Source organism: Pedobacter sp. BS3 (assembly GCF_008274585.1).
GTDB lineage: Bacteria > Bacteroidota > Bacteroidia > Sphingobacteriales > Sphingobacteriaceae > Hufsiella_A.
Genome location: NZ_VTRT01000001.1, coordinates 400,569 through 424,085 on the forward strand (window position 1 = coordinate 400,569; position 23,517 = coordinate 424,085).

Sequence of the window (23,517 nt, forward strand, 5' to 3'; positions counted from 1 at the left end):
ATGCCAAAGTATATTTTTTCAACTATAATTTCTCTATTAATAGGATTAAATTCTCTAAATGCCCAAATAATAGAGATTAAGAAAAAAATAAGTGAGATTTTCTTTGATTTTAATCTTAGCCCTGAAAAGTTTGATATAAAAAGAAACTATGATAGAAGCGATAATTTTTATGACTATGATGAGATTAAATTTGGTGATCAAGATGATGTAACGTTCAAATTTGAGGAGCATCCTCTGTTAAATTTCTTAGGTAAGAAAAATGAAATAACGATTATTTTCAAACCAAGTGGAGCTTTTGATCAATTAATAATTTTGAGTCATTATCCAGCGTCTGAAATCGGAAAATGTGAGGCTCAAATACAACAGATATTATCTTACTTTAACAAGTTATGTTATAAGGTAAAAAGTAGCATATCCCAAAATGGTCAAAAGAAACTGGTAGGTAGGGGTTATTTCTTTTATTCATCCCTTAATCAAAGTAAAACATTCAAGCCTTTTCTGAATATCTCATGTGATATAGATCGCTATGGAGGCTATGTGCTAGATATTCATTATTTCCCATCTTTTTTAAAGTAATTCTGAACGTTAAATCTCTATAATGCATATACAATGAAACAATTTTTAATGACAATAGCATTAAGCTTAATAACAGCTCTCTGCTACAGCCAGGTAACTTATTCAAAAGATTACGCTGGAAACACGGTGGCAAAAGACCAATATGGAAATATTATAGCTATTGGTTCTACAGATTATTCCGGCAAGTTTGTTTGGAAAGATAAATATGGAAATATAATTAATACCGAATCAACAGATTATTTAGGAAATACCGTAAAGAAAGACCAGTATGGAAATACAGAAAGCATACAATCAAATGATTTCCTGGGAAATACTGTTGAGAAGGATAAATATGGCAATATCCTATATATCTATTCAAAAGACTTTGCGGGTAATATCTTAAAGAAAGATAAATATGGTAACCTTATTGGCACTTACAAAAAGGACTATTCCGGGAATTGGGTATTCTACCCTAGGTAATGTTACAATAACTCATTTACTTAATTCAGCACAAGATGAAGAACTTATTATTAATTACAGTTTTTACTATCTATGGGCAAATAACTAGTGCCCAATCAACAAAATATCTACTTCCTAACATTGGCTTTATCACTGTTTCAGATAAGATGGAAATCCAAGGCGGTAGTTACAAAGCTGAGGTTAATGACTACTTAGTAGCCAATGGGGTATCCACAAGTAATAGATATGTATTTCAGCAAAAAGGAATTAATTCTGGAAATGGCTATGATACCTATGCGAGGATTATTATAAAAAAGAATGATGAGGCCCCAAGTATCTATTTATACAAGCTAAAATCAAATGGTATCTATACAAAATCTGAATTAAACAGCCTGAATACACGGTTGAAAAAGGAAATACAAGATGCTATTTCTGCTTATGTAAATGCCTCTATTACATATTGGAAAGGTGTTGAACAGGTTAAAATCAATGGACAAAATGCCTTACAGTGTGTATATAAAAGAAAATCAGCTATGAGTCCATCCGTTACCTGTGTCAAAAGACTTTTATTAGTCAGAGGGAATAGCCTTTATCTAGTCAATCTGGAATATTGGGAAAAAGATGCATCCTTATGGAAATCTATTCTGGATAATAGCATTGCTTCATTTAAAATCAAGGCATAAAACCAATACTAAACAATAAAAATTAATGAAAATGAAAAAAATCGTATTTATCACATTGACTATATTTATGAGTAGATCACTCTTTGCTCAAGATAAGATTATTACTCATGTAGGAGATACTATTAACTGTAAAGTTATAGAGGTGCTGGACAATAGTATCAAATATAGATATCCCGATGAGGATATAGTTTCATCAATAAATAAAACCCAGGTAGAAAAGATAAATTTTGCTAGTGGAAGAAGCCAACAGATAACTGAAAAAATAGTTGTGAATGGGGAAGAAGATTGGCAAAAGGTTATTATAACAAATGTTGCTGACGATGTAAAAGGGTTAAAGCGAAAGGGTGAAGTATATGGTAAAGCCTTAGGTGGCTGGGGAGCAGCCTCAAATGCTAAAAAAGTTTATATGAAAGCAGAAGAGAGACTAAAAAAAGAAGCTGCTAAATTGGGTGCACATATCATTTATGCAAAAGATTTAGTAGTAAAGAATGGAGAAATTACAAGTGGTCAGTGGGCCCGGTCAATGCTTTCTGGTGTAGCTTATGGCTATAAATAAGTATAATTTTATATGCAAAAGGTACTGCTGGTTTAATCTTTCTTAGCAGTCTGGATTATACTGAATACTCAAATCCAGCGGCAGTTATTCTGAATATATGAGATTATTCCGGTCAATTAGGCATACATTGCTTTTACTCTTGCTTATCCCTGTTATATGCTCAAAATATCTTCGCATGTAAGTGCTATATTTAAATATGTTTGTCGTGAATGCAAATATGAAGTAGTGCTCAAAACAGGTAACAATGCTTTTGGTTTGCAGCCAGGAAACCCAACTCACAGATTGGGCACTTGCTTAAATTGTCATAAATTAGTTTCAACACCTAATAATTGTTGCCCCTTCTGCGGTACTAAAGAATATAAGAATAAATGGTATCGATTTAGAAAGAAGCAAAGCCTGTTTAAATTGGTTGAGGCTGAATTTGGTGTAAATACTGGGATACCTTGTCCTAATTGCAATTATCAGAGCTTAATATGTATACGCAAGCTGGTTGTAGAGACTAATTAACACTTATGAAACCTAATGCAATAAAGGTATTAGCAACTGACAGTTTTTTAGAACCCCTGACTGTCAGATCAAGTAGTGGCTATTACAATTAATTTTATTGTGTGGCAGCTCTGAGAATTCCTGAACTCGGTGTAGTATAGTCGGAGTACACGGTCTAAGTTTGCACGTCAGCCCACCTGATAGAAAACCAGTGTTGGCTGTCGTTTTTATTGGAATAGCTTCATCTGTTTGTCGTTTTCGTTCTTATCTCTTCGGTATTTTTTCCCTTGGTCTGTTTCAATAATGTTGTTACTTTCTACAATTTCTAATACTGTCAAAACTTGTGAACTTATAGTTTGTATAACTCCGATTTCATCAATTTTTCTATTTTGATGCAAAACACATTTTATTGCAATTCCATTTACAAACTCTACTTGTTTGTTTAGAACTGAATTTTTAAAGTCTTTGTCTTTCATTTCAAAGCTTAAAACTTGTCCCTTGTAAATACCCTTCCATTGAAAGCCTCCTTTTGTCAAAACTGGTGAAACAATAACAATTACTGCTTCATCATCAATTAATGGCGAAAATTTGTCTGAATGGACAATTAATAAAGGAAATTGATTTCTAAAAACGGTGCGTTCTGGATTTGTCGGCTTGTTGTTATTGCCTAAAAGTTGTGTTGAGATTTTGTTAACCTTTGGATAGAAACTAAGTTTTTTGTAAAAATTTGATTTGTGCCATATGATTTTGTAGTCATTGTCAAGTTTCTCAATGACTTTTTCAACAATTTCGTCAGTCACATCTTCATCGGTTTTTACTTCTTGCTTAATCTTCTTTAACTCGTTCTGCTTAATTTCATTATCAAGCTTTAAGTTTTCAATTTGAAGTTTAACGAGTTCCTTGTTTTCGACTGGAATTCTTGAAATTATGACTGTAAATAATGCAAGAATTAATGTGATTTGTGCACTGTTTTTCCCTAATGCCTTCCAGCAATTTTTAAGTCCGCCTTCTAAAAAAGCTTCACTGTCAATTTCAATTTCAACATTTAATGAAACAATTAGTTCTTTTATGATTAATAGAAGTTCTCTTTCACATTCATTTCTCACTGTAGCATTCATAGAGTGAGAATTGTCAGTAAAGTAATAGTGAAGTTCGAACTTGTCTGAAGGTCTAATCATTTGAGATGTAATGTGTCACTAAAATAGCAGCCAACGTTTCGGGTATTGCCGTCAGGTGGGGGGTAGCACTGCCGCTTGATAGAAATACTAGCAAAAATGTTCATTATCGTTCCGTCATCCTCGCTTGTGGCAATACCTTGTTAGGCACACAGTTATTTGTCTTTTCTACTTTCAATAAGTGATTTTCCTCTTTCCATTTCTCGCCGAATTATACTTCTAGGATATGTGCCTTTTTCTGAAAGAATACTCAAAATTAATTCTTCTGGTAATTCTTGTTCTAGATAGTTTTGAATTTGCATTTTTAGTTCTCCTAAATTAAGTCTTTCAGGTTCTCTTCTTATAATTTCATTTTCTGAAAATATGATTTGCCTCTCATTATTGGATTCTATGTTACGTAGTCGTTTGTCAAGAATCCGAACTGTTGATAAAACATCTAACATAATATCGTTGTCCTTTCTCTTTGTTACAACTTCCGTTTCAGGTGTGGAAACAATTATTTCCTGAAAATCTATTTCAAATTGAGACCAATAAGTGTCAAACACTTTAGATAATATCGATTCTTTTAAAGCATTTTCTTTTAAGGACAAATTAATAGTTCTTACTAACTCCCAAACACTATCTCTAGTCGGAAAGGTATGATTGAATTGTGCTAATGGATTCTCTAAATCTGTGGGTGCCAAGTCAATTAAAAAAGTACAAACTCTGTTTGAAGTAAGCCCTTTTGCTAGAGCTCCCGATTCAAATAAAATCCAAGGTTTATTTTTATTTTCTTTGGTTAAACAAACTATACCAATACTGGTATTTGCTAATTGGTCGGTTATTTCAGTGAACCATAATGCACCTCGGTCAATGTCTTTTGAAGACATCCAAGGATTAACTGCTTGCAAAACACATTGAATCCAGCCGTCTAGTAATTCAGCTACTCTTTTGCTTCGGTCACCTGACCAACTAATAAATACCTTCATTTTGTTTTTGTGTTAATGATTATGGGCTATATATATATTGAGCCTAGCTAGTTAGTTTATACCCGAACCAAAAGTTCGGCAATCATGTCAAAACTAGGTAGATATACGAACCCTTTGGTGGATGATATATTGATTTAAAACTCATCATTTAACCAAAATCTGCTTCACCTCTTTAACCACAATCTCAGGCTTACCTTTATATTCAATCACTTCACCAGTTACACAGATACGTTTACGGAAGTAAGTAGTTTCAGGAGCAGAACTGAATAGCTCCCTTGCCTCCTTAGGTATCATAACTGTTAAGGGACTGTCCGGATAACGAGCGCCCAAGTTTAATAAGGTGATACCCGATTTATCAAAATACTTAGTCCCATATACACTATCACATACAGTAACTGTTTCCCCTTTATGCTTATACGCCTCTGATGTAGGGATAGTCTGGCTATATAATGATAACGCAGTGGTTACTAATAATAAAGTGGGTAAGAGCAATTTATACATTGTGATTTAGGTTGATAGCTAAGGTACGAAAATGAAATTAATTAATGCAATGATTAAATTCATTTTGTTGGTAAACTAATTTTTAAATTTCAATAAATGACGTGATATACTGACTGACTCACCCAATGAGTAAAATAAGGCTGAAATATTAGCTGATATATTTATTACAATAATTAACTATTATTAAAACCGGTTATTTGTATGTGCATAGTATGTGCCAGCATTTTGAGTTACCCTTAAATTGGGCTTAACAGTTATAATAGAGATATTAAAAGCTACCCCTTACAAGCAGAGGGTCACAGGTTCGAATCCTGTTGCTCCCACTACAAAAAGCCTTCAGATTAATCTCTGAGGGCTTTTTTGTTTTGGGAAGCCTCTGACCAGCCCGCTATAAATATCCTTTGATTTACTGAAATGTTTGTGCATAGTTTGTGCCGCAAGTGGCCATAATTCAAAACTTATGGTCTATTTAAAGCTAATTCTATATGACAGAAAGTTCAAACAAGATGATATCTATCCTATTTCTGTTAGAATTATTTATAACAGAAAAACAACAACTATTAGTTCAGGAGTTAGAATAGAAGGAAAGTATTGGGATTATGCAAGTGGTAGTATTATAAATACTCATCCCAATTATATGCTACTCAATACTAAGCTCTCTGAGTTCTATTTAAAAGTTCAGAAAGCTATCCTAAATCTGGAAAATACAGCTTCATTTTCTATAGAAGAACTTAGACAGGAGCTAAGTAATAATAAACCAGTCAATAAGATTAATAGCTCAACAAGCGGGGAACAGCACTTAGCACGATCAGGCTACAACTCAAGGCTGCCACCAATTTCGGGTAATTCAAGCCTTAAACCGGCATCAGTAAATTTCTGTAAAACCGCCTGTTTATCAAGTTTTATCGGTGGAAATGTATCATAATGCACACCGATAATATTTTTGCAGTTTATAAACCCGGCTGCCTTTATAGCATCATCGGGGCCCATAGTAAAATTATCGCCGATAGGTAAAATGGCCCAGTCCAGGTTTTCATTGGCCAGCAGCTTCATATCGTATGTTAATGCTGTATCGCCGGCAAAATAGATCTTTTTGCCCGCGGCATAAATAACATAGCCTGCCGGGTTGCCTCCATACGAGCCATCGGGTAACCCGCTTGAGTGAATGGCAACTACCATCTTAACACGTCCGAAATCAAAGTTATAGCCGCCGCCAATATTCATGGCATGAAATTTTTCTATCCCGTTACGGTTAAGCCAGCCCTGTATATCGGCTATACCGATAACGGTAGCATTGCTGTTCTTTTGTATTTGCACCACATCGGCTACGTGGTCGCCATGCCCGTGCGATAGCAGAATGTAATCGGGTTTCAGGGCATTCACATCAATGTGCTTCGCCAGCGGGTTGGGTGTAATAAAGGGATCAAACAACAGTGTTTTGCCGCCGGCTTCCAGCTGAAATGCGGCGTGACCATAAAATGTAAATTTCATTGCTGTACGTTTTTATTGTCCAAACATATTTCCAAATCCACCAAGCATATCGCGGGTAGCAGCCTGCATTTCGGCCTGACTGATCTTTTCGGCTTGTTCTAATGCTTTGTTAACAGCTACGGCAATTAACTCTTCGAGCTCTTCTTTGTTTTCGACCCGGATCAGTTCGGTATCGATACTTATCGATTCAATGTGTTTATTGGCTGTGGCCGAAACCCTGATCCTGCCACCTTCGGCTTCGCCTGATACCGAGATCGTATCCAGACGTTTTTTTATTTCTTCTGCTTTTTGTTGTGCTTCAAACAGTTTATCAAACATGACTATTAAGTAAAAAGTTAAAAGTCCGAAAGGCTTATTGACGTCTCAATAAAAGATAAAAGCACATCAATAAGTAAAAAATTTCACATCAGGCCCCAGCAAAAGAATAACATCTTATTTCTGCAAAAGTTTACAGGGTGCTGCGTATAATATCCGGCGATAGGGGTTTTGAAATAAACCCGCTTACATAAGTATATTTTTGAGAACGTAACTTGTCTTTTTCATCTACCGAAGAAGTAACAATATAAATTTTAACAGCCTTTTTCATTTTTTCGGCTATCATTTCATATTGATCTAAAAAGGCCCAGCCATCAATTACGGGCATGTTCAGATCCAATAAGATTACATCGGGTAAGTTGTGCGCTAAATGGGCATTTTTTTCTAAAAACTCCAGTGCCTGGCTTGCATCAGTATAACTGGCATAGCTGTCAAATAACTGATATTTATCTATCATGATCTGAGCTATACGCTGATGTATCGGATCGTCATCTATAATAAAAACTCTACTCATTTCGAGGGGTGCTGTACTGATGGTATAATAGTTTTAAACAAATATAATCTGCAAAGCCAAGCTTTTAATCAAAAAATTAGTTTTTTTAATAAATTTTATATTTTACCTTAAATGATTTAAAGAGCATACGGACAAATAGTTAAAACATCAAAAACAACTTATATGTTTTTCTTTCTTAATTGTTAATCGTCTGTAGCATCACCATTACCGGTATAAGCGCTTTTACGTACTATCGGCATACCGGTTATCCGGAACAACTCATCAAGTTTTAACAAACTGCCGTTGGTAAGATTTGTTAAAAGCACAATTGTTATATCGTTTTTTAAATCTCGTAAATAAATATGCCTGAAACCATGCCACCAGCCGGTATGGTAAACTACTTTCTGCCCCGGGGCTTCAAAAATACGCCAGCCGTAACCGTAGTTAAAATGCCCCCGTACCATTGGATTATGACCCGTGTAGGCCGAATCAAGCGTTTGTTGCTTTAACAGCCGGTGCGTACGTAAAGCATGGTCAAACAAATACAAATCGCCCACGGTGCTATATATCCCCTTATCGCCTACCGGTCCATCTAAAAAATTCTGAACAACCGAGTAGCGCCATTGCCCGCGATCATGCCCCACTACGTCTACCGGTATCTTATCATATACGGCTTTAGAGTACACAGCGGTATGTTTCATCCCGGCGGGCTCAAAAATATTCTCTTTCATGAATTCTGCATACGATTTTCCTGTAACTTTTTCGATAATCGCCGCCAGTACCATGAAATTAGAGTTATTGTAATGAAAAACCCGGTCTGGCTTGGTATAAGGTGCAGGCTTATATTCGGCAATGAGATTCATTACATCCATATTGGTAATGCCTTTACGCTCATCGCGATGCTCCTTTTTCCAGATATTATCCACAAAGTACACGTAGTTCATCATCCCCGAACGGTGGGTTAGCAATAGCTTAATGGTGATACCATCGTATGGAAAATCGGGGAAAAATTCTTTTACATTTTGATCCAGCTTTAGCTTGCCCTGCTCCATCAGCATCAGGATGGCGGTGCCCGTCATGGTCTTGGATATGGATGCCAGCTCAAACTGCGAGCTGATTTTCAGGCTGTCGCGATGCAGGTAATCTGCCCATCCGATAGCATTTTCGTATAAAATCTTACCTTTTTTGGCTACCAGCACATTTCCGTTAAAACCACGGGTACGATGCAGCTCTTTCATAAAGGCATCTATGCGTTTATCGGCATTTTCGGGATGATACACCAGCAGCAGGCTGTCGGCTTTGTCATCGTCAATGGTTCGGGCTACCGGTTTATCTTTTGAAGGATTAGAACTACAGGAAAATAGTGTGGTAATTAATGAAGAAACTATGATAAGGTTTCTCAGGAACGGGATCATGTTTTTAACTCAGCGCTTTGATTCTATAGTTGATAATGGTTGAAAGTTAAAAATTATTATAGCAATGGTAACAAAGAGTTTTTAACATTTTGTTATTTGGCTGGCTTATTGGGTGTTAAAATTTAATAAGACAGGCCTGTGCGACCAAAAGTGGTTAAAAACTCAGGTGAGATAGGTGGGAGAAGCGATTTTTGGGGCATTTTGGAAAAAGCACGATGTCATTACCCGGGAACAGAGCTCTTTCGGTCAGGTGCCGGCAGCTTACTTTATCGAGCTGCCGGAAGATCTGTGAATCCCGGTATCTTCAGTCATTCGTGCGACCGTGCCGCAGGTAATATCCTGCCAGCTTGATGGCAATAATACCATGATTAAGCAGGTTGGGAATAAACCCGTAATGTTTTGAGAAGATATTAAAGCGTTCCATAAGGCTTTGCCGGTGCTTCTTCTTGGACATGCCGCCAACCAGGTATTTGGCTACATACATGCGGGTATTCACAATAAGCGATGCTTTTTTTACAGCTTTGAGTATCCAGTCGATATCGGCGCTTAAGCGGTAATTTTCATCGTAAGGCTCAGTTAATGACCGTTTGATATAAATAGCCTGATGGCTCACGCTCATGCCATAGCGAAAGCTCTTATACGTAAATTGCTCCGGCGCCTGATGCCGCCGCCGGCCCAAGCTGTTCCGGTTACTGTCCAGCATCTCGGTCTCACCGTAATAGATGTCGGCATTATCGGCCGATGCAAATACTTTTTCTACGGTGTCAGGTGCATAAAATTCGTCTCCCGAATTCATAAAAATCACATAATCGCCGGTTGCCAGGGCCAAACCTTTATTCATGGCATCATAAATGCCATTATCTTTTTGCGATACCCATTTGGCCAGACGACTGTCGTATTTTTTTATAATATCAACTGTACCATCGGTAGAGCCTCCATCAATAACAATGTATTGGATATGCGGATAGGTTTGATTAATAACCGAAAGCACGGTTCGCTCAATGTCGGTAACATTGTTATAAACTACGGTGATGACTGAAAGAGTGGGATTAACGTTAATTCTATTTGAAATAAGCTCCTGGTAAAGTTCCTGGTGCCTGCCGGCGATCACCTGTTCAGAGAATTTCTTCAATACACTGTTACGGGCATTTTCGGCAATGATCATCCTGTCGGGATGGGTATATAGCCAATAAAGTCCTTCACTTAAATCTGATGCATCGCGATAAGCAGCTAAATAACCATTATATAAATGCTCAACCATATCAGGGATACCTCCGGTGGTAAATGCCACTACGGGTGTGGCACAGGCCAAACTTTCCATAACGGTATTAGGAAGATTGTCTTCAAGCGAAGGTGTAACAAATGCATCGGCAGCGCTATAGCATAACGCCAGTTGGTCTTCGCGGGCAATGGTTCCCAGAAAGCGTGTTTTTACGGGAAAATCGGGCACATTCTTTTCATCCCGGTTTCCGAAAACAACTAATTCAACCGCATGGTGATTCACTGCCGGGTTGGCAGCAAAAAGTTCCAGCGCCTGTAGCAAATACGGGGTTCCTTTATGTAAATCATTCCGTGAGGGCATAAATCCACTCAGAATTACAAAAGTATCCGGACTGATATTCAGTGCTTCTTTAGCCTTAGATTTTTCTGTTGGCTTAAAAATAGCTGTATCGAGCGTGTTGGGAATTACAAAAACATCGCGTTGGCCTAATAAGCTGCTATTCTTTACAGATTGCTTCATCCAGTTGCTGGGGGCAATAATGGTAAGCTGAAGCTTTCGGTATGCTTTTTCTTTTTTTAGCCAGATCGCATGCGAAAGATCATTGGGCCCTGATTGTTTTAGAATTGGACAAGATCCGCATACTTTTTCATAATGATTGCAGGTGTAGCGTACATGACAGCCGCCGGTAAACGTATTGCTATCATGTAATGTCCAAACAATGGGCTTATTTAATTCCTGCAATTTTTCAATATCACGCGGACGTAAAAAGCCATGATTTATCCAGTGGATATGAATAATGTCAGCTTGTTTGAGCAACGGATGTTTTGATAGGTCAATACCCCAAAGCGCTGGTGAAAATGGGATCTTTAACGGCTTACTTAACCTGGATGATACGAACCGCTCTGATAAAATGCGAAGTGCGGCAATATATTTTTTCGGGCGGGTATCAGCAAATGTATGGATCTCCGGATCGCTCCCAAACTTATAGCTTACCCAAACCTCAGATTGAATGCCTTGCTGCTTAAGTGCCTTATTTAATCGCAAACACGCTTTTCCGGCACCGCCGTTCCCATCGTATGTATTAATATGTATTATTTTCACCGTTCTCAAAAATACAAGCCTTGTTTGATTTCTTTTTATTTTCTTTGTGTTACATGTCAAATCTATTAACAGACCGCCAATTCTGGACTAAATATTGGGAGTCGAAAACAGACCTTGTTTATAAAGTTCCCTTCAATTATCCGTTCCATGAACAGCTTACTTCTATTGTTAAACATAATGCTATTCAAACGGCAATTGAACTGGGCGGTTTTCCTGGTTACTATGCGATCTTTCTTAAAAAATACCTGCAGGTAAATGCTTCTTTATTAGATTATTTTGTTCATCATGGTATTCTGAATAAACTTTTGGAACAAAATGGATTGCATCGTGAAGACATTCAGGTAATAGAAGCAGATCTATTTACATATAAATCCCATTCACAATACGATCTGGTGCTCTCCTGTGGTTTAATTGAGCATTTTACCGATACTAAAGACATCATTTCCAGACATCTTTCTTTTTTAAAACCGGGCGGTACGCTCTTTATAACGCTGCCTAATTTTAGGGGTGTGAATGGCTGGGTGCAAAAAACTTTTGACCCTGAAAATTATGCCAAACATAATATTGATTGTATGGATATCAATTTGCTGAAGCGTACGGCTGCAGAGCTTGGCCTGCATCATGTTAACGTCAGGTACTATGGCGGTTACAGCATCTGGCTTGAGAATAAGGAAAAGAAATCTGCGCTTACCCGCTTATTTATAAAATCACTTTGGTTTGCCGGTAAAATCCCTGCCAAACTGTTAGGATTTGAATCCAGGCTGTTATCACCTTATATTGTGCTGGAAGCTAAATACTAAGTTTCCGTTTCAGATAACGTACCAACCGTTGACCGAATGTACCTTTACGTTTGGCCAGGAAATTTTTAATGATTAAGTAAGCCTTAGGATCTTCACATACTGTTTCAGGAAATATATTCACCGGTTTCCGGCTAACATTTACATCATACATATTTTCTATATTAGAATGTATTCCGCTGCCATCATGCCCGATGTTATGCGTTAGTGATTGCGCCGGATTTAGCGTTAATCCTCCCCGCAAAAATATAGAAGCATACCAGCGTATGGCCCACGAATTATTTTTCCCTTTTTTAAATTCCTGCATCTGTTTCCAGAAGTTCATTTTGCCTTCAATGGAAAACTGTCTTATTTTTTCCCGGTTAAACCGTGCCATCAGCTTATCAATATCCGGTTCGAAGTGATTCCATGCACGTTGCCAGGTTGCCCATCCCCAACTGGTAGCAGCCCGGTAAAAAAAAGTCTCAGGCAGCTCTTTTGCTTCTTTTAGCGGGTACATGTAAGCACCAATATGCATCACTTTTTCTTCATGCTGATACCGGGTCAATGCGTCATTAAAATATTGCAGGGTATAGGGCGATGATATCAAATCGTCTTCAAAAACAATAACTTTACCATATTGATTGACCAAACGGCTAACACCGTTGATAATAGCATTAGCCAGCCCCTTGTTTTCTTTAGCTTCTATAATTTCTACCGAACGGAATCCTTCAGCTTGAGCAATAAGCTGGCGTACTTCTCCTACTTTCTCTTCATCATTTACAGTTTTAGGCCCATCTGAAAAAATAAATAACCGCGATTCATCCGCAAGCCGGTTTTGTTTCAGGTAATTCAATGTCCGGCGGGTATGGTCGGGACGATTGTAGACGAATAAAGCAATGGGAGCGAGGTTTTGCATGGTATGAAGGCTCAGGTAAACACAGCGTTAATATTCATATACATACATATCGCCTAAATGTTCAGACAATTATGCTCACGATAAAAAACAGAAGTAGCTTTGCGATAAAAAAAGCCAGGTGAAATACCGCTGAATGAAATATGCTTAAATCCATTCTGTTGCAAATAGGCAATGGCTTCTGAATAATATTCCCGCTCAGAATCATCCAGAATAATTACACCACTATCGGTTAACGCCTCCACAGCATGTTTACAACAATTCACCCGGTCACGGCCATCAACAATAATGATATCAAACTTTTCATCCAGGTTAAGCGGCATTTTCGCATAGTCGCCATCTTTTTCAAGATTGCAAAAAATCATTCTGGCATTTTCGGGCGAACTGCTTGTAATTTTATCGTGCCAATTTTTATCATGCTCTACCGAAACTACGCCAGCTACGCGGCTTGCATAAAAAAAGGTTGAATTTCCGGAACCAAATTCAAAAACCCGCATATCTTTCGTCAAGCGAGGCTCTATAAAATCGATAAATGAGTAAGTTACCCAGGGAATAGGTCTGTTATTACTATCCACGGGGCTTTTTGTAGTAAAGGCGTTAAACCAGCCAATTTCCGCCAAATAACCTTTTATACCAAAAGATAGCAAAGCCCGGAGTTTACGTATATTCAGCAGGCTTGAAACGGGATAATATTTTTTCACTTTTATTGTTTATGATATAGCTTTCTAAAAATCGAAATTAAAAATAAAGATTCAAGCATAAGCAAGCCCTGCTTACGCGTAGAAGATAGCGTTAAGATAAAAAAGGTTGCCACGGCATAAGCAACAAGCGTTGCCGCTGATGCGCCAACTCCTCCGTATAATGGTATGAGCCACAAATTAAGTAATACATTAATAGCTGCCCCGACAGTTGTGCGAACAAATGCTATGGTAGTATATCCCTCTACCAGTAAATATTGCGTACTGGCGCTGCCTAAGAACACAAATATACCCGACCAAATGTGTATGGATAACATCAAGCCGGCACCTTCGTACCTGTTTCCGTATAGCAGGTGAATAATGTCGTTGGCAAATAGGCTGATAATGATAGCTGTTGGTAGGCTGATACCTACCAATAGGTCGTACAGGTTTTGCAAGCGCTTGTTATAACGGTTTAAATCAGTTTTGCGGGCATTGATAATTGCAGGGAAAACAGAAGTAACAATAGCTACCGGGATAAAATACCAGGATTCGCTGATTTTTGCCGCGGCACTGTAAATCCCGACTTCGCGACTTCCGGCGGTTTTAAGCATAACCTGGTCTATCTTCATGTAAATGGAAACCATTACGGCAGACAGTATGAGCGGAAACGATTGCCTGATAAGCGACCGGGCCCTTTCGCGGTTAAACGTCCAAGTAGTTAGCTGTAAACCCCGATGCTGATAAACAATGCATAAGCCGGCAGCCAAAATGAATCCGTCAAATACCAGCGCTAAGGCAAAATAGACCAAAGGCATGTTGAAGATAACCAACACGACTTTTACCATAGCAGAAAGCACCACGCACACATTTTGTACGTGTACCACATACTTAGATTGTACCTGCGATTGAAAATAGGAATCAATTACATTAAACGATTTGAAAAATGAAGCAAAGGCAAGCAAGGCCACAATGATGGTCAGAGGTCTTCCCGGAGTTGTCGAATAATGGTGATATATCACATAAATAAGCACCGAAACAGGAACAAGCAGCAGGTTTACACCAACCCGCATCCAGAATGAAGTTCCCAGAATCTCATCCCGTTTTTCCGGCTCATTGATAATTTCGCGAATAATAAAGCTGTCCAGCCCCAGGGTTCCAACGGCAGCGATGATAGCCGTCATGGCATCGGCAAAGTTTAAATCGCCAAATAAAACCGGCCCCAGGTAGCGGGCTACTACGAAGCCTACCAGCATGCTGAGTATTTTACCAAACATCAGCCAGCCAGTATTTTTCAGGTATTTTTCAAATGCCTGCGGGTCGAAACCTTTTAATGCCGGTAATTTCATGAATGGGCAAAGGTAACAAAAGGTTGCCGGTACTCAATCCTCAAAGGCGAGGACTTATCCTGCCGTTTCCTTTTCTCTCCGGATAGCCTGCTCCAGTTCGCCGGGATGCTCAGTACCCAGGATATAAATCAACCCGTCACGGTCAGTTAACCAGATAGCTTCCTTACCACCGGCATAAAACCGTATCTTCCCTTTCTGATGCAGGTTATAAACCGGGTTATTGATAAAATATGAGCTGTAAGGCTTCCGCTCAATTTTCACAATGCTGTTCAGGTCAATTTTCACCCGTTTAGTCGTCCACAAGCCATCCAGCGTAACGCTGTTGTTTTTCACGGTAGTTTTAAAATGCAGTAAAAACATCATGATAACCGATACAATCAGGATACCGCAGCCCACAACCAGAAATAAATTGGCATTCTTATCCCGCTGTTCGCTGATAAAATAAGCGCCAAAGCAAAATAGCACCATGACCAGCCGGATGCTGATACGCGGATAATCCCGTCCGAGGTACTGTTTTTCTATAAATTCTGTTACCATGCTGATGTCTGTTTCTGCACTTCGAAGATAGTAACTTTTTTAGTGTGCGGCATAACTTTATACCTGTCGTCAGCTTTGAGGCCCGGAATACCGATAATATCGCTATTGCCATTTACCAGTACGGGGTATAATAATTTTTCCGTCAACGGGATTTTGGCGCCGGTAAACACATCACTTAACTTTTTCATTCCGCTTTTCATCCCGAAAGGACGCAGCCTATCGCCTTGTAGCCATGAGCGTACCGTTAACGGATATTGTAATAACCCGGCATCCACATACAATCTGTCAGGCGAAGGAATTATCGTAACCTCTTCCGCATCTTTGGCATCCATTGTAATTTGCAGATTATGCCAGTGCACATGCGTATCATTTTCAATGATGTTTACACTTTCCGGTAGCGCTTCTGCTCTTTTTTGTAGCAGCAACTTTCCCCTGTCAAGCAGGATAAAATGTGTTGGCGATTCAAATATTTTACCCGCTTGTCCCGGTAAGCTGCGGATTAAATCATTGATTACCGCTTCGCTAAATCCAAACGGTTTAAATAATTCAAACAGTGTAAAATGCAGTGGTTTTAATACGTTTAGTTCGCTTATCGCGATGCGAAAACTATCTTCACCGGTTTCAATGAATAATTGGCTGCGAAGTTTTTCTATCTCAGCCGATATAAATGCTTCGGCATCTGTTAGCCTGCGGACATTCTCTTCGAATGTTTGCTCCAATTGTGGATTAAGTTGCTTTAATACCGGGACAACCAGGTGCCGGATTTTGTTACGTGCATACTTAACCGATGCATTCGAGCTATCTTCGCGGTAGCTTATTTTTTCCGACTCAATAATCGCATCAATTTCATCACGGCCAATAAATAACAAAGGCCGGATTTTTATATCCCGCTTCGGGAAAATACCATGCAAACCCGCGATGCCTGTTCCACGGGTAAGATTTAGCAGTACGGTTTCAATCACATCATTCTGGTGATGAGCCAGCGCCAGGTAACTATACCCATTTTCTTTACGGACACTTTCCAGCCAATTGTAACGCAACTCACGGGCAGCCATTTGTATAGAAATACGGTTGATTTTGGCGTACGTTTCGGTATTAAAGGCGGTACTGTAAAACGGAACGTCGAAGGTATCCGCCAAAGCGGCAACAAACTTTTCATCATCATCTGCATCTTTACCCCGCAGTTTGAAATTACAGTGTGCAATACCAAACTTATAACTCGCTGCGTTAAAGAGATATGCCATCAACACAGAATCTTTACCTCCGCTTACAGCCAGCAAAATCCTGTCATTATCAAGAAATAAATGGTGCTGGTTTATAAATTGTTTAAAGGCTTGCAGCGGTAACATCTGCCCAAAATTATTTAATTTAATATCCTTAGCCAAAAAACTACTTTTGCAAGGTGAAAAAATTATTTTTCCTGATAGTACTAAATACCTGCCTGCTCAGCGCTTTTTCGCAAAATGTCAAGCAGATACAAATACTTAGCTCAAAAGAACTGAGAGGTATAAAAACAGCTCAAAAATCTTATCAACGTATTATAAGCCCGGTTTTTTTACACGAAGGAACTACACTTGCCTCTGACAGCGCAGACTATTACGCTGCCGAAAAACGGTTTAATGCTTTTGGCCATATTGTTATTACTCAACCCGACGGCACGGTAATCTATTCTGATTTACTGGATTATGACGGAAATACGCGGGTTGCCGTACTCACCAATAATGTACGCATGGTAGATAAGCAGGGTGCGACCTTAACTACCGATTGGCTTAACTATAATATGAACACCCGTATTGGCACGTATGTAAACGGCGGTAAAATTGTTAACGGCGACGACGTGCTTACCAGTAAGAATGGCTATTATTTTTCCAATACCCGCGATGCCTACTTCCGTTATAATGTAGTAATTACCAATAAAGACGCCATTACCAAGGCCGATACCATGCGTTATAATTCGGATACCAAGACAGCTTATTTTTACGGCCCTACCCATATTTATGGTAAGCAGGATACCTTGTACACCGAAAACGGAAATTACAACACCATTACACGGCAGGCCAACGGCGTTAAAAACAATTTATATACGCAGGGCACAAAATTCCTGAAAGGCGATACCATTTTTTACGATGACATCAAGGGTTTTGGCCGGGCAACCCGCAATGTGGTATTTGTAGATACTGGCTCACAGAAGATTGCCATGTTCGGACAGCTGGGCACCTACCTGCGGGCAGATTCAAGCATACTGATGACCCGCTATCCGTATGTCATCATGGAAACCAAAGATTCGGCCAGCGTTGATTCCATTTACATGACAGCCGATACGCTCTTTTCAAAATTGATAGAGCGGCGGCATTTTAAACCGGCCAAACGTTCTATTTTTAAAAGCAATGCCGAATTGGAGGAAGAAGATGCAGGTAATGAAGCCGATTCTACGGCAGCAACTCCTGCCCCTGCCGCAACCAATATCCCCAAACCCCCGGAAGTGAAACAGGAGAAACCGGTAGAAAAGCCCAAAAAGGAAAAACGAAAGCGCCGCCGTGACCGTAAGAAAGAAGAGTTGGAAAATGCTTTGGCAAAAACCGACAGTGTGGCTGCGCCGCCATTGCTTACCTCATTACCCGATTCCATTGTAATAGAGCAAAAGCCCCGTCCCAAAACAGCCGCCGAACTACGTGCCGAGGCCCGTTTAGACAGCATCCGTAAAGATTCTATCCGTTTTTCGCAGGATACCACTAAAATGCGGATTGTGCTGGCTTATCATCACGTAAAGGTTTTCAAATCTGATTTGCAGGCAAAAGCCGATTCTGCCTTTTACAGCTACCAGGATTCTACCATCCGTACATATATCAATCCCATTGTCTGGGCGCAAGGTTCGCAAATGTCTGCCGATACCATTTACATGCAGATAAAAAACCAAAAGCTCGATAATATGCTGCTACAGCATAACGGTTTTATTGTCAATGTAGAAACCGATTCCACCAAGTTTAACCAGGTAAAAGGCAAGGTGCTTACCGGCTTTTTCAAAAATAACCAGTTAGAAAGCATGTTTGTTGACGGCAATGCCGAAAGCATTTACTACGTTCGCGATAGTACGGGATACACGGGCATGAACCGTTCTATAAGCAGTCGGATGCGTATAAACTTTGCCGAGAAGCAATTACAGGATATTCTTTTCATCCGCAAACCCGACCTGGTATTTTATCCTATTGAGAAGCTCCCCAAGGATAAAGACATTCTCGAAGGATTTATCTGGAAACCCAAAGAACGACCAAAATCAAAAGAAGAAATCATCCCGTCGCTGGCAAAGCAGAAGAAACCGGTAAAACCGGCTGCCAAATCAGCTCCCAAACAACCGGCTGCGGGCAAATCCGGGCCGCAATAATTAACCTGATCAGACCTAATGTCACATAATTGCCGTATGGGCTCTGTAACCGACAACATTTTGTATACCGGTATGTAAAGCTGGAGAGAAGCATGTCTGCAAGCCGTGGAGCGGAAATCAATTTTTGTGACCTTGCCTTAAATCGCTCAAGAAAACCGATTTGGGAATTATTTTTAAACATGTTACCCTGTTTTTACTTTTTACTTTTGAACCGGGCCTTGAGCAAGCTCATTGAATATAACTTTACTTAACATTATGATCAATCTTAAAATCATCACCTCAACTACCCGGCCCGGACGGAAGGGCATTGCAATAGCAAAGTGGATCACAGATTTAGCGGTAAGCGATCCCGGTTACCAGGCAGAGCTTCTTGATCTGGGAGCAATCAATCTTCCACTGATGGATGAGCCCAATCATCCCCGGCTTCAGCAATATCAGCACGAGCATACCAAACGGTGGAGCGCAAAGATCAATGAGGCCGATGCCTTTATTATTGTGCTGGCAGAATATAATTTTAGCTTTCCGGCACCCATTAAAAATGCCTTAGACTATTTATACCATGAGTGGAAATACAAGCCGGTTAGTTTTGTGAGCTACGGTGGCGTTTCCGGCGGATTGCGCTCTGTCCAGATGTTAAAGCAGGTGGTGACTACGTTAAATATGGTTCCGGTGCTTGAATCTGTAACCATACCCATGTTCTCTAATTTTCTGGACGATCAGGACACATTTAACCCTAACGAGCTGATAAGCAAATCGGCACAGGTAATGTTACAGGAACTGAAAACCTGGAGCGACAGCTTAAAGCAACTGAGGGAAAAGAAAAAATCATAGTGATGAGGGTGTCTGAAAACCCATATCGAACCTGATCCTGGTTCCCGGCCTGTCCCCTCCCCCGGCAGGCCGGGTAACGGGCAACCGTTCATTTAGGGTCAGCTTCCCGGCTGATGCTTTTTTAAGACCACATATAGCGGATCTCTTTGGTGTTAACCACACATGGTGCTTGTTTTTGCATTAAAATCACAGGCGATAATTTTCTTGCAAAGTATAATGTAATATTAACAATAATAGCGCCTCCATTGCAATCCTTTTGGTAAAATAATATCATTATAAGGCAAAATAATTGTAAGATATACTCTGGCAACCAGATACCTTTGAATAAGCTGGGTAATTATAATTAAACGATACCTGTTCTGATTCGGACACCACTAAAACAAGATCACTTAAATGAATAAGAAAAAAAACAGGCATTACAGGTCAGGCCTGTCACTGTTCACATTAGTTGCGTTAATTGGATTCACCTCAACACTGCATGCACAATCCGGCAATTCGCAGACTAACGCTGTGCAAATAACCAGCGACAAAGGCAAAGTGCATGTTAAAGCCTTAAAGTACACCTGGGACTGGCAATCGTCTAACGATCAGTTCAGTTTTTATGACAGCGTGGGCAGGCGCATGGCAACAGGTACATTGCAGCCTGCGGTAGTGGTAAACAAGGGACGGGGTACAACCCCGTATTGCTCGGCAGGCACTGTAGCTAATGTTGAAGTTAAGGATAACGGTGTATACATCAGCTATAAGGATGTTAATGGTAAATCGGCAATCAATATGGTATGGCGCTTTGATGACCGTGGCGTATGGCAGGAGCCGGTTGAATATCGCGGGCAGGCGGGCGAAGACGTTGTCAGCTTATATTATTTTTCCAGGACCGCAAATAATCAGGCAAATCCGGGCCTGTACTTTTCCTGGCTGGTTGAGCCGGGCCTAAGCTGTTCGGCATCGGTGGGGCCGGTTCAGCCCATGTGGTCAAGAATAAACCTGGATAGCTGGCTGGGACGTGGGGTAACCGGCGATAATACCCGGATGTTGCAGCAATGGGCGCTCCCCGTGCACTTTTTTGCGGTATGAGCGCATCATCAGACCATACGCATAAAAAAGCCGGCGTATATAAATATATGAGCGATGCCTTTTGCCTGGGGCTCGCCGATCTGCCTGCTGGCGACCTGAGACTTGAGGCACGGTTGGGGTACGCGTCGCCGGTAATTGATATCCGGAGTGACTTGTGGGGACAGGCACGTGGTGCCGGGCCGCATAAGCTGGGCGCAACTTTCTATTGGGCAATAGGCGATGATTACCGTGACGCTATTGGCAACTATTACGCAGGTTTGAAAGATGGCGGAATAATCAGGGTAAAACAAAATTCGCCGGAAAAGAATGCCGTTATTGCCCTGCCCGAATTTAATACCTGGGGAGCACAGGTCGCCATTAAAAAAACAATGGATTCCTTTGACGAGGAAAGCCTGAATAATATCTACGACGACCTTAAGAGATCGCGAATGAAGGCATCGGTATTTGTGGTTGATGCCAAGTGGCAGGCAGAGTATGGCCCCTTGCAGCACGATAAAAAGAGATTTCCGCATTTTACACAATTCCTGGACCGGGTGCGTGCCGATGGCAATAAAGTGGGCTTATGGGGAGCGCTTTTCAGATGTTATGATCCTGCCGATATGGGTTTAACGCTTAAAAACATGCTGCACGATCCCGATGGCAAGCCCATAACCAAGCAGGAAGGCAAAAAATCGTTTTATTTCATGGATTTATCCCAACCCATTGTCCAGGAAGCTTTCCGTAAGCAGATCAAACAGTTTATGCACGATTATCATCCCGATATCGTGAAATACGATTTTGGATATGAGCTGCCGCCAATGTCTATGAGCATTCCTGAAAATAAAGATTGGGCCGGCGAAAAAATGCTGAAAAAATTTATTGAAGTAACCGTTGATGCGTTACGCCGGGAAAATCCCAATGTGGTGGTGATGTATTACGCATTATCGCCGTTTTTCTTAGATGAATTTGATATTCACAGCACCGACGATCTGTTTATGAATGAGGAAGAGTATGCGGTTGAGGCTAACCGGAGGCTATACTTTAGCAGCCTGATGGGGACGCTTGGCATACCAAGCTATGGCTCTGGAGGGTATAGCTGGATACACATGGACGATATATGGTTTGATACCATTGTTTCAGGCGCATTGGGCTCGCTGGGAAGTTTCAGGGGAGATAATACCGATTCCAAAGCGTCAGATGAGCTTATGGCAAAATTTAATGGCCGGGCCGCATTGCGGCGCACCAGTAATGTGTTTGATGTTAAGCCGCTGCAAACCACGCAGATAGGCGCCAATGGCGGGCGGGCCTCATCCTGGATAAGGTTTGAGCATGATGTGCCGGTTTTAATGGCGCTGCGCACACAACATATCATGACCGGCGACCCTATTCCGGCCGCCTGCCAGGACCAGGTAAAAAGCACGGCAAAAGTAGTTATTGCTTCGGCCGATGAGCAGGAGATCGCCAAAACAACAAAATTAAATGTGGTGCCGTTCGCCGATGGAACGTTAACCATCCATCATAACGGTAAAGAGAAAACTGCGACCGTTATTACCCATACCTTTAATAACCCTGCCACCGTTGCTGTAAAATATGATTTAAAGCAGGGAGTGCTGAATTTGCCGTTGACCGAAAGACTTAAAAACGGGATGCTGGTTGAACGGATGGAGGTTGTTTTTAAATAGAGTTAAAGATAGAACTATGAAAAGATTGTTTATTACCGGTATGGTTGTATGCCTGCATCTGGTGAGTAGCGCCCAGCAATTCAAATTTTCGCACCGGGGCGGGCGGGGCTTAATGCCCGAAAATACCGTTATCGCCATGGAAAATGCCCTGGATTTTGATACGGCATTGGAAATGGATCTTTACCTGAGCAGGGATAACCAGGTTTTTGTTTATCATGATGGCGTAATTTCGCCGGTTTACGCCACCAATCCTGATGGAAGCTACGTAACCAAAGAGCAGGCAAACAAAAAAAGGATAATTGAGTACACTTATCCTGAACTGAGAAGTTTTGACATTGGTACCCGGCCCAATCCTGAGTTTCCACGAAAGAAGAATGTAAAAGCTTATATTCCGCTTTTTGCCGAACTGGTAGACTCTGTTGAAAGATATGCTCAAAAAGGAGGGCTTGAAAAACCCTCCTATTCGGTTGAAATAAAAGTTCCTTCCGGAAAGCTGCCTGAGCTCTACAAGCAACACCTGGTTGATGCCGCCATGAAGATCATCGCAGAAAAAAACATAACCGACCGTGTGATTATCCAATCGTTTGATGTCGAGGCCCTGGAATACCTGCACAAAAAATATCCCGGTACAAAAACAGCATACCTTGTTTTTATTGGCAGGGATGATTTTAAAGCCAACCTGCAAAAGTTGTCATTTAAACCCACGGGCTATAGTCCGTACTATAAACAGGTAACCAGGGAAATGATTGATTATTGCCATAAAAATAATATCCAGGTTATTACCTGGACCGTGGATGACAAAAGTGAGATTGAACGGCTCAGGCAAATGGGTGTGGATGTAGTTATTTCAGATTATCCCGATTATTTTTAACCCAGGGTACCCAATAAATTAGT

Annotated in this window: 24 protein-coding genes; 11 read left to right on the forward strand and 13 right to left on the reverse strand. The window is 40.4% G+C overall.

Annotated features, from left to right (window positions below; all coding sequences use genetic code 11):
• From FW774_RS01715 to FW774_RS01730, 4 genes are read left to right on the forward strand one after another with little or no spacing between them, the layout of a single operon-like run.
• The gene (locus tag FW774_RS01715) at nt 1–576 is read left to right on the forward strand and encodes a hypothetical protein (RefSeq protein ID WP_149346429.1); all 576 of its coding nucleotides are present in this window, start codon (nt 1–3) and stop codon (nt 574–576) included.
• A gap of 33 nt (nt 577–609) precedes the next feature.
• Nucleotides 610–1,035: a hypothetical protein gene (locus FW774_RS01720; protein ID WP_149346430.1), complete on the forward strand. Its 426-nt coding sequence runs from the start codon at nt 610–612 to the stop codon at nt 1,033–1,035.
• A 35-nt stretch (nt 1,036–1,070) separates the two neighbouring features.
• On the forward strand, nt 1,071–1,697 hold the full coding sequence (locus FW774_RS01725; protein ID WP_149346431.1) for a hypothetical protein: 627 nt from the start codon (nt 1,071–1,073) through the stop codon (nt 1,695–1,697).
• 31 nt (nt 1,698–1,728) lie between these two features.
• Nucleotides 1,729–2,253 carry a hypothetical protein gene (locus FW774_RS01730; RefSeq protein ID WP_149346432.1) on the forward strand — a complete coding sequence of 175 codons (525 nt, stop codon included), beginning with the start codon at nt 1,729–1,731 and terminating at the stop codon, nt 2,251–2,253.
• A 713-nt stretch (nt 2,254–2,966) separates the two neighbouring features.
• Here FW774_RS01730 and FW774_RS01735 read toward each other — a convergent pair.
• The 3 genes from FW774_RS01735 to FW774_RS01745 form a co-directional block, all read right to left on the reverse strand.
• A complete protein-coding gene (locus FW774_RS01735) occupies nt 2,967–3,857 on the reverse strand; it encodes a hypothetical protein (protein WP_149346433.1) in 891 nt (296 codons plus the stop codon).
• A gap of 212 nt (nt 3,858–4,069) precedes the next feature.
• Nucleotides 4,070–4,882, reverse strand: a complete 813-nt coding sequence (locus FW774_RS01740; RefSeq protein ID WP_149346434.1) for a toll/interleukin-1 receptor domain-containing protein — start codon at nt 4,880–4,882, stop codon at nt 4,070–4,072.
• Between the two features lie 144 nt (nt 4,883–5,026).
• Nucleotides 5,027–5,383 carry a DNA-binding protein gene (locus FW774_RS01745; protein WP_149346435.1) on the reverse strand — a complete coding sequence of 119 codons (357 nt, stop codon included), beginning with the start codon at nt 5,381–5,383 and terminating at the stop codon, nt 5,027–5,029.
• Nucleotides 5,384–5,843: 460 nt separating this feature from the next.
• On the opposite strand from FW774_RS01745, the gene FW774_RS20820 reads away from it, so the two are divergent.
• On the forward strand, nt 5,844–6,308 hold the full coding sequence (locus FW774_RS20820) for an Arm DNA-binding domain-containing protein (RefSeq protein WP_149346436.1): 465 nt from the start codon (nt 5,844–5,846) through the stop codon (nt 6,306–6,308).
• On the opposite strand, the gene FW774_RS01755 is transcribed toward FW774_RS20820, so the two are convergent.
• The 5 genes from FW774_RS01755 to FW774_RS20775 all read right to left on the reverse strand — a co-directional run bounded on the left by FW774_RS01755 (nt 6,197) and on the right by FW774_RS20775 (nt 11,420).
• Nucleotides 6,197–6,874: a metal-dependent hydrolase gene (locus FW774_RS01755; RefSeq protein WP_149346437.1), complete on the reverse strand. Its 678-nt coding sequence runs from the start codon at nt 6,872–6,874 to the stop codon at nt 6,197–6,199. The two genes, FW774_RS20820 and FW774_RS01755, sit on opposite strands and share 112 nt — an antisense overlap.
• Before the next feature lie 12 nt (nt 6,875–6,886).
• Nucleotides 6,887–7,192, reverse strand: coding sequence for a YbaB/EbfC family nucleoid-associated protein (locus FW774_RS01760; protein WP_149346438.1), 306 nt, complete (start codon nt 7,190–7,192; stop codon nt 6,887–6,889).
• 130 nt (nt 7,193–7,322) lie between these two features.
• The gene (locus FW774_RS01765; RefSeq protein ID WP_149346439.1) at nt 7,323–7,703 is read right to left on the reverse strand and encodes a response regulator; all 381 of its coding nucleotides are present in this window, start codon (nt 7,701–7,703) and stop codon (nt 7,323–7,325) included.
• Nucleotides 7,704–7,885: 182 nt separating this feature from the next.
• Nucleotides 7,886–9,097, reverse strand: coding sequence for a serine hydrolase domain-containing protein (locus FW774_RS01770; RefSeq protein ID WP_149346440.1), 1,212 nt, complete (start codon nt 9,095–9,097; stop codon nt 7,886–7,888).
• A 304-nt stretch (nt 9,098–9,401) separates the two neighbouring features.
• Entirely contained in the window at nt 9,402–11,420 is a 2,019-nt protein-coding gene (locus tag FW774_RS20775) for a glycosyltransferase (RefSeq protein WP_317132753.1), read from the reverse strand.
• A gap of 53 nt (nt 11,421–11,473) precedes the next feature.
• Between FW774_RS20775 and FW774_RS01780 the strand changes: the two genes are divergently transcribed.
• A complete protein-coding gene (locus FW774_RS01780) occupies nt 11,474–12,220 on the forward strand; it encodes a class I SAM-dependent methyltransferase (protein ID WP_149346441.1) in 747 nt (248 codons plus the stop codon).
• On the opposite strand, the gene FW774_RS01785 is transcribed toward FW774_RS01780, so the two are convergent.
• From FW774_RS01785 to tilS, 5 genes are read right to left on the reverse strand one after another with little or no spacing between them, the layout of a single operon-like run.
• A complete protein-coding gene (locus FW774_RS01785) occupies nt 12,210–13,115 on the reverse strand; it encodes a glycosyltransferase (RefSeq protein ID WP_149346442.1) in 906 nt (301 codons plus the stop codon). The genes FW774_RS01780 and FW774_RS01785 overlap by 11 nt on opposite strands.
• Before the next feature lie 53 nt (nt 13,116–13,168).
• Nucleotides 13,169–13,813, reverse strand: coding sequence for a class I SAM-dependent methyltransferase (locus FW774_RS01790; protein ID WP_149346443.1), 645 nt, complete (start codon nt 13,811–13,813; stop codon nt 13,169–13,171).
• A gap of 2 nt (nt 13,814–13,815) precedes the next feature.
• Nucleotides 13,816–15,138 carry a flippase gene (locus FW774_RS01795; protein WP_149346444.1) on the reverse strand — a complete coding sequence of 441 codons (1,323 nt, stop codon included), beginning with the start codon at nt 15,136–15,138 and terminating at the stop codon, nt 13,816–13,818.
• 54 nt (nt 15,139–15,192) lie between these two features.
• Complete coding sequence (locus tag FW774_RS01800) at nt 15,193–15,675, reverse strand: hypothetical protein (RefSeq protein ID WP_149346445.1); 483 nt, start codon at nt 15,673–15,675, stop codon at nt 15,193–15,195.
• The gene (tilS, locus tag FW774_RS01805) at nt 15,669–17,024 is read right to left on the reverse strand and encodes a tRNA lysidine(34) synthetase TilS (protein WP_149346446.1); all 1,356 of its coding nucleotides are present in this window, start codon (nt 17,022–17,024) and stop codon (nt 15,669–15,671) included. Before tilS ends, FW774_RS01800 begins: the two co-directional genes overlap by 7 nt.
• 53 nt (nt 17,025–17,077) lie before the next feature.
• Here tilS and FW774_RS01810 point away from each other — a divergent pair, with 53 nt between their 5' ends.
• The 5 genes from FW774_RS01810 (at nt 17,078) to FW774_RS01830 (ending at nt 23,494) form a co-directional block, all read left to right on the forward strand.
• The gene (locus FW774_RS01810; protein ID WP_149346447.1) at nt 17,078–19,057 is read left to right on the forward strand and encodes an OstA-like protein; all 1,980 of its coding nucleotides are present in this window, start codon (nt 17,078–17,080) and stop codon (nt 19,055–19,057) included.
• 255 nt (nt 19,058–19,312) lie between these two features.
• A complete protein-coding gene (locus tag FW774_RS01815; protein WP_149346448.1) occupies nt 19,313–19,888 on the forward strand; it encodes an NADPH-dependent FMN reductase in 576 nt (191 codons plus the stop codon).
• 393 nt (nt 19,889–20,281) lie between these two features.
• Nucleotides 20,282–20,962 (forward strand): hypothetical protein, encoded by a 681-nt coding sequence (locus FW774_RS01820; protein WP_149346449.1) that lies wholly within the window; start codon nt 20,282–20,284, stop codon nt 20,960–20,962.
• Nucleotides 20,959–22,623: a TIM-barrel domain-containing protein gene (locus tag FW774_RS01825; RefSeq protein WP_187774775.1), complete on the forward strand. Its 1,665-nt coding sequence runs from the start codon at nt 20,959–20,961 to the stop codon at nt 22,621–22,623. Before FW774_RS01820 ends, FW774_RS01825 begins: the two co-directional genes overlap by 4 nt.
• A gap of 16 nt (nt 22,624–22,639) precedes the next feature.
• The gene (locus FW774_RS01830; RefSeq protein ID WP_149346451.1) at nt 22,640–23,494 is read left to right on the forward strand and encodes a glycerophosphodiester phosphodiesterase family protein; all 855 of its coding nucleotides are present in this window, start codon (nt 22,640–22,642) and stop codon (nt 23,492–23,494) included.
• Nucleotides 23,495–23,517: the final 23 nt, after the last annotated feature.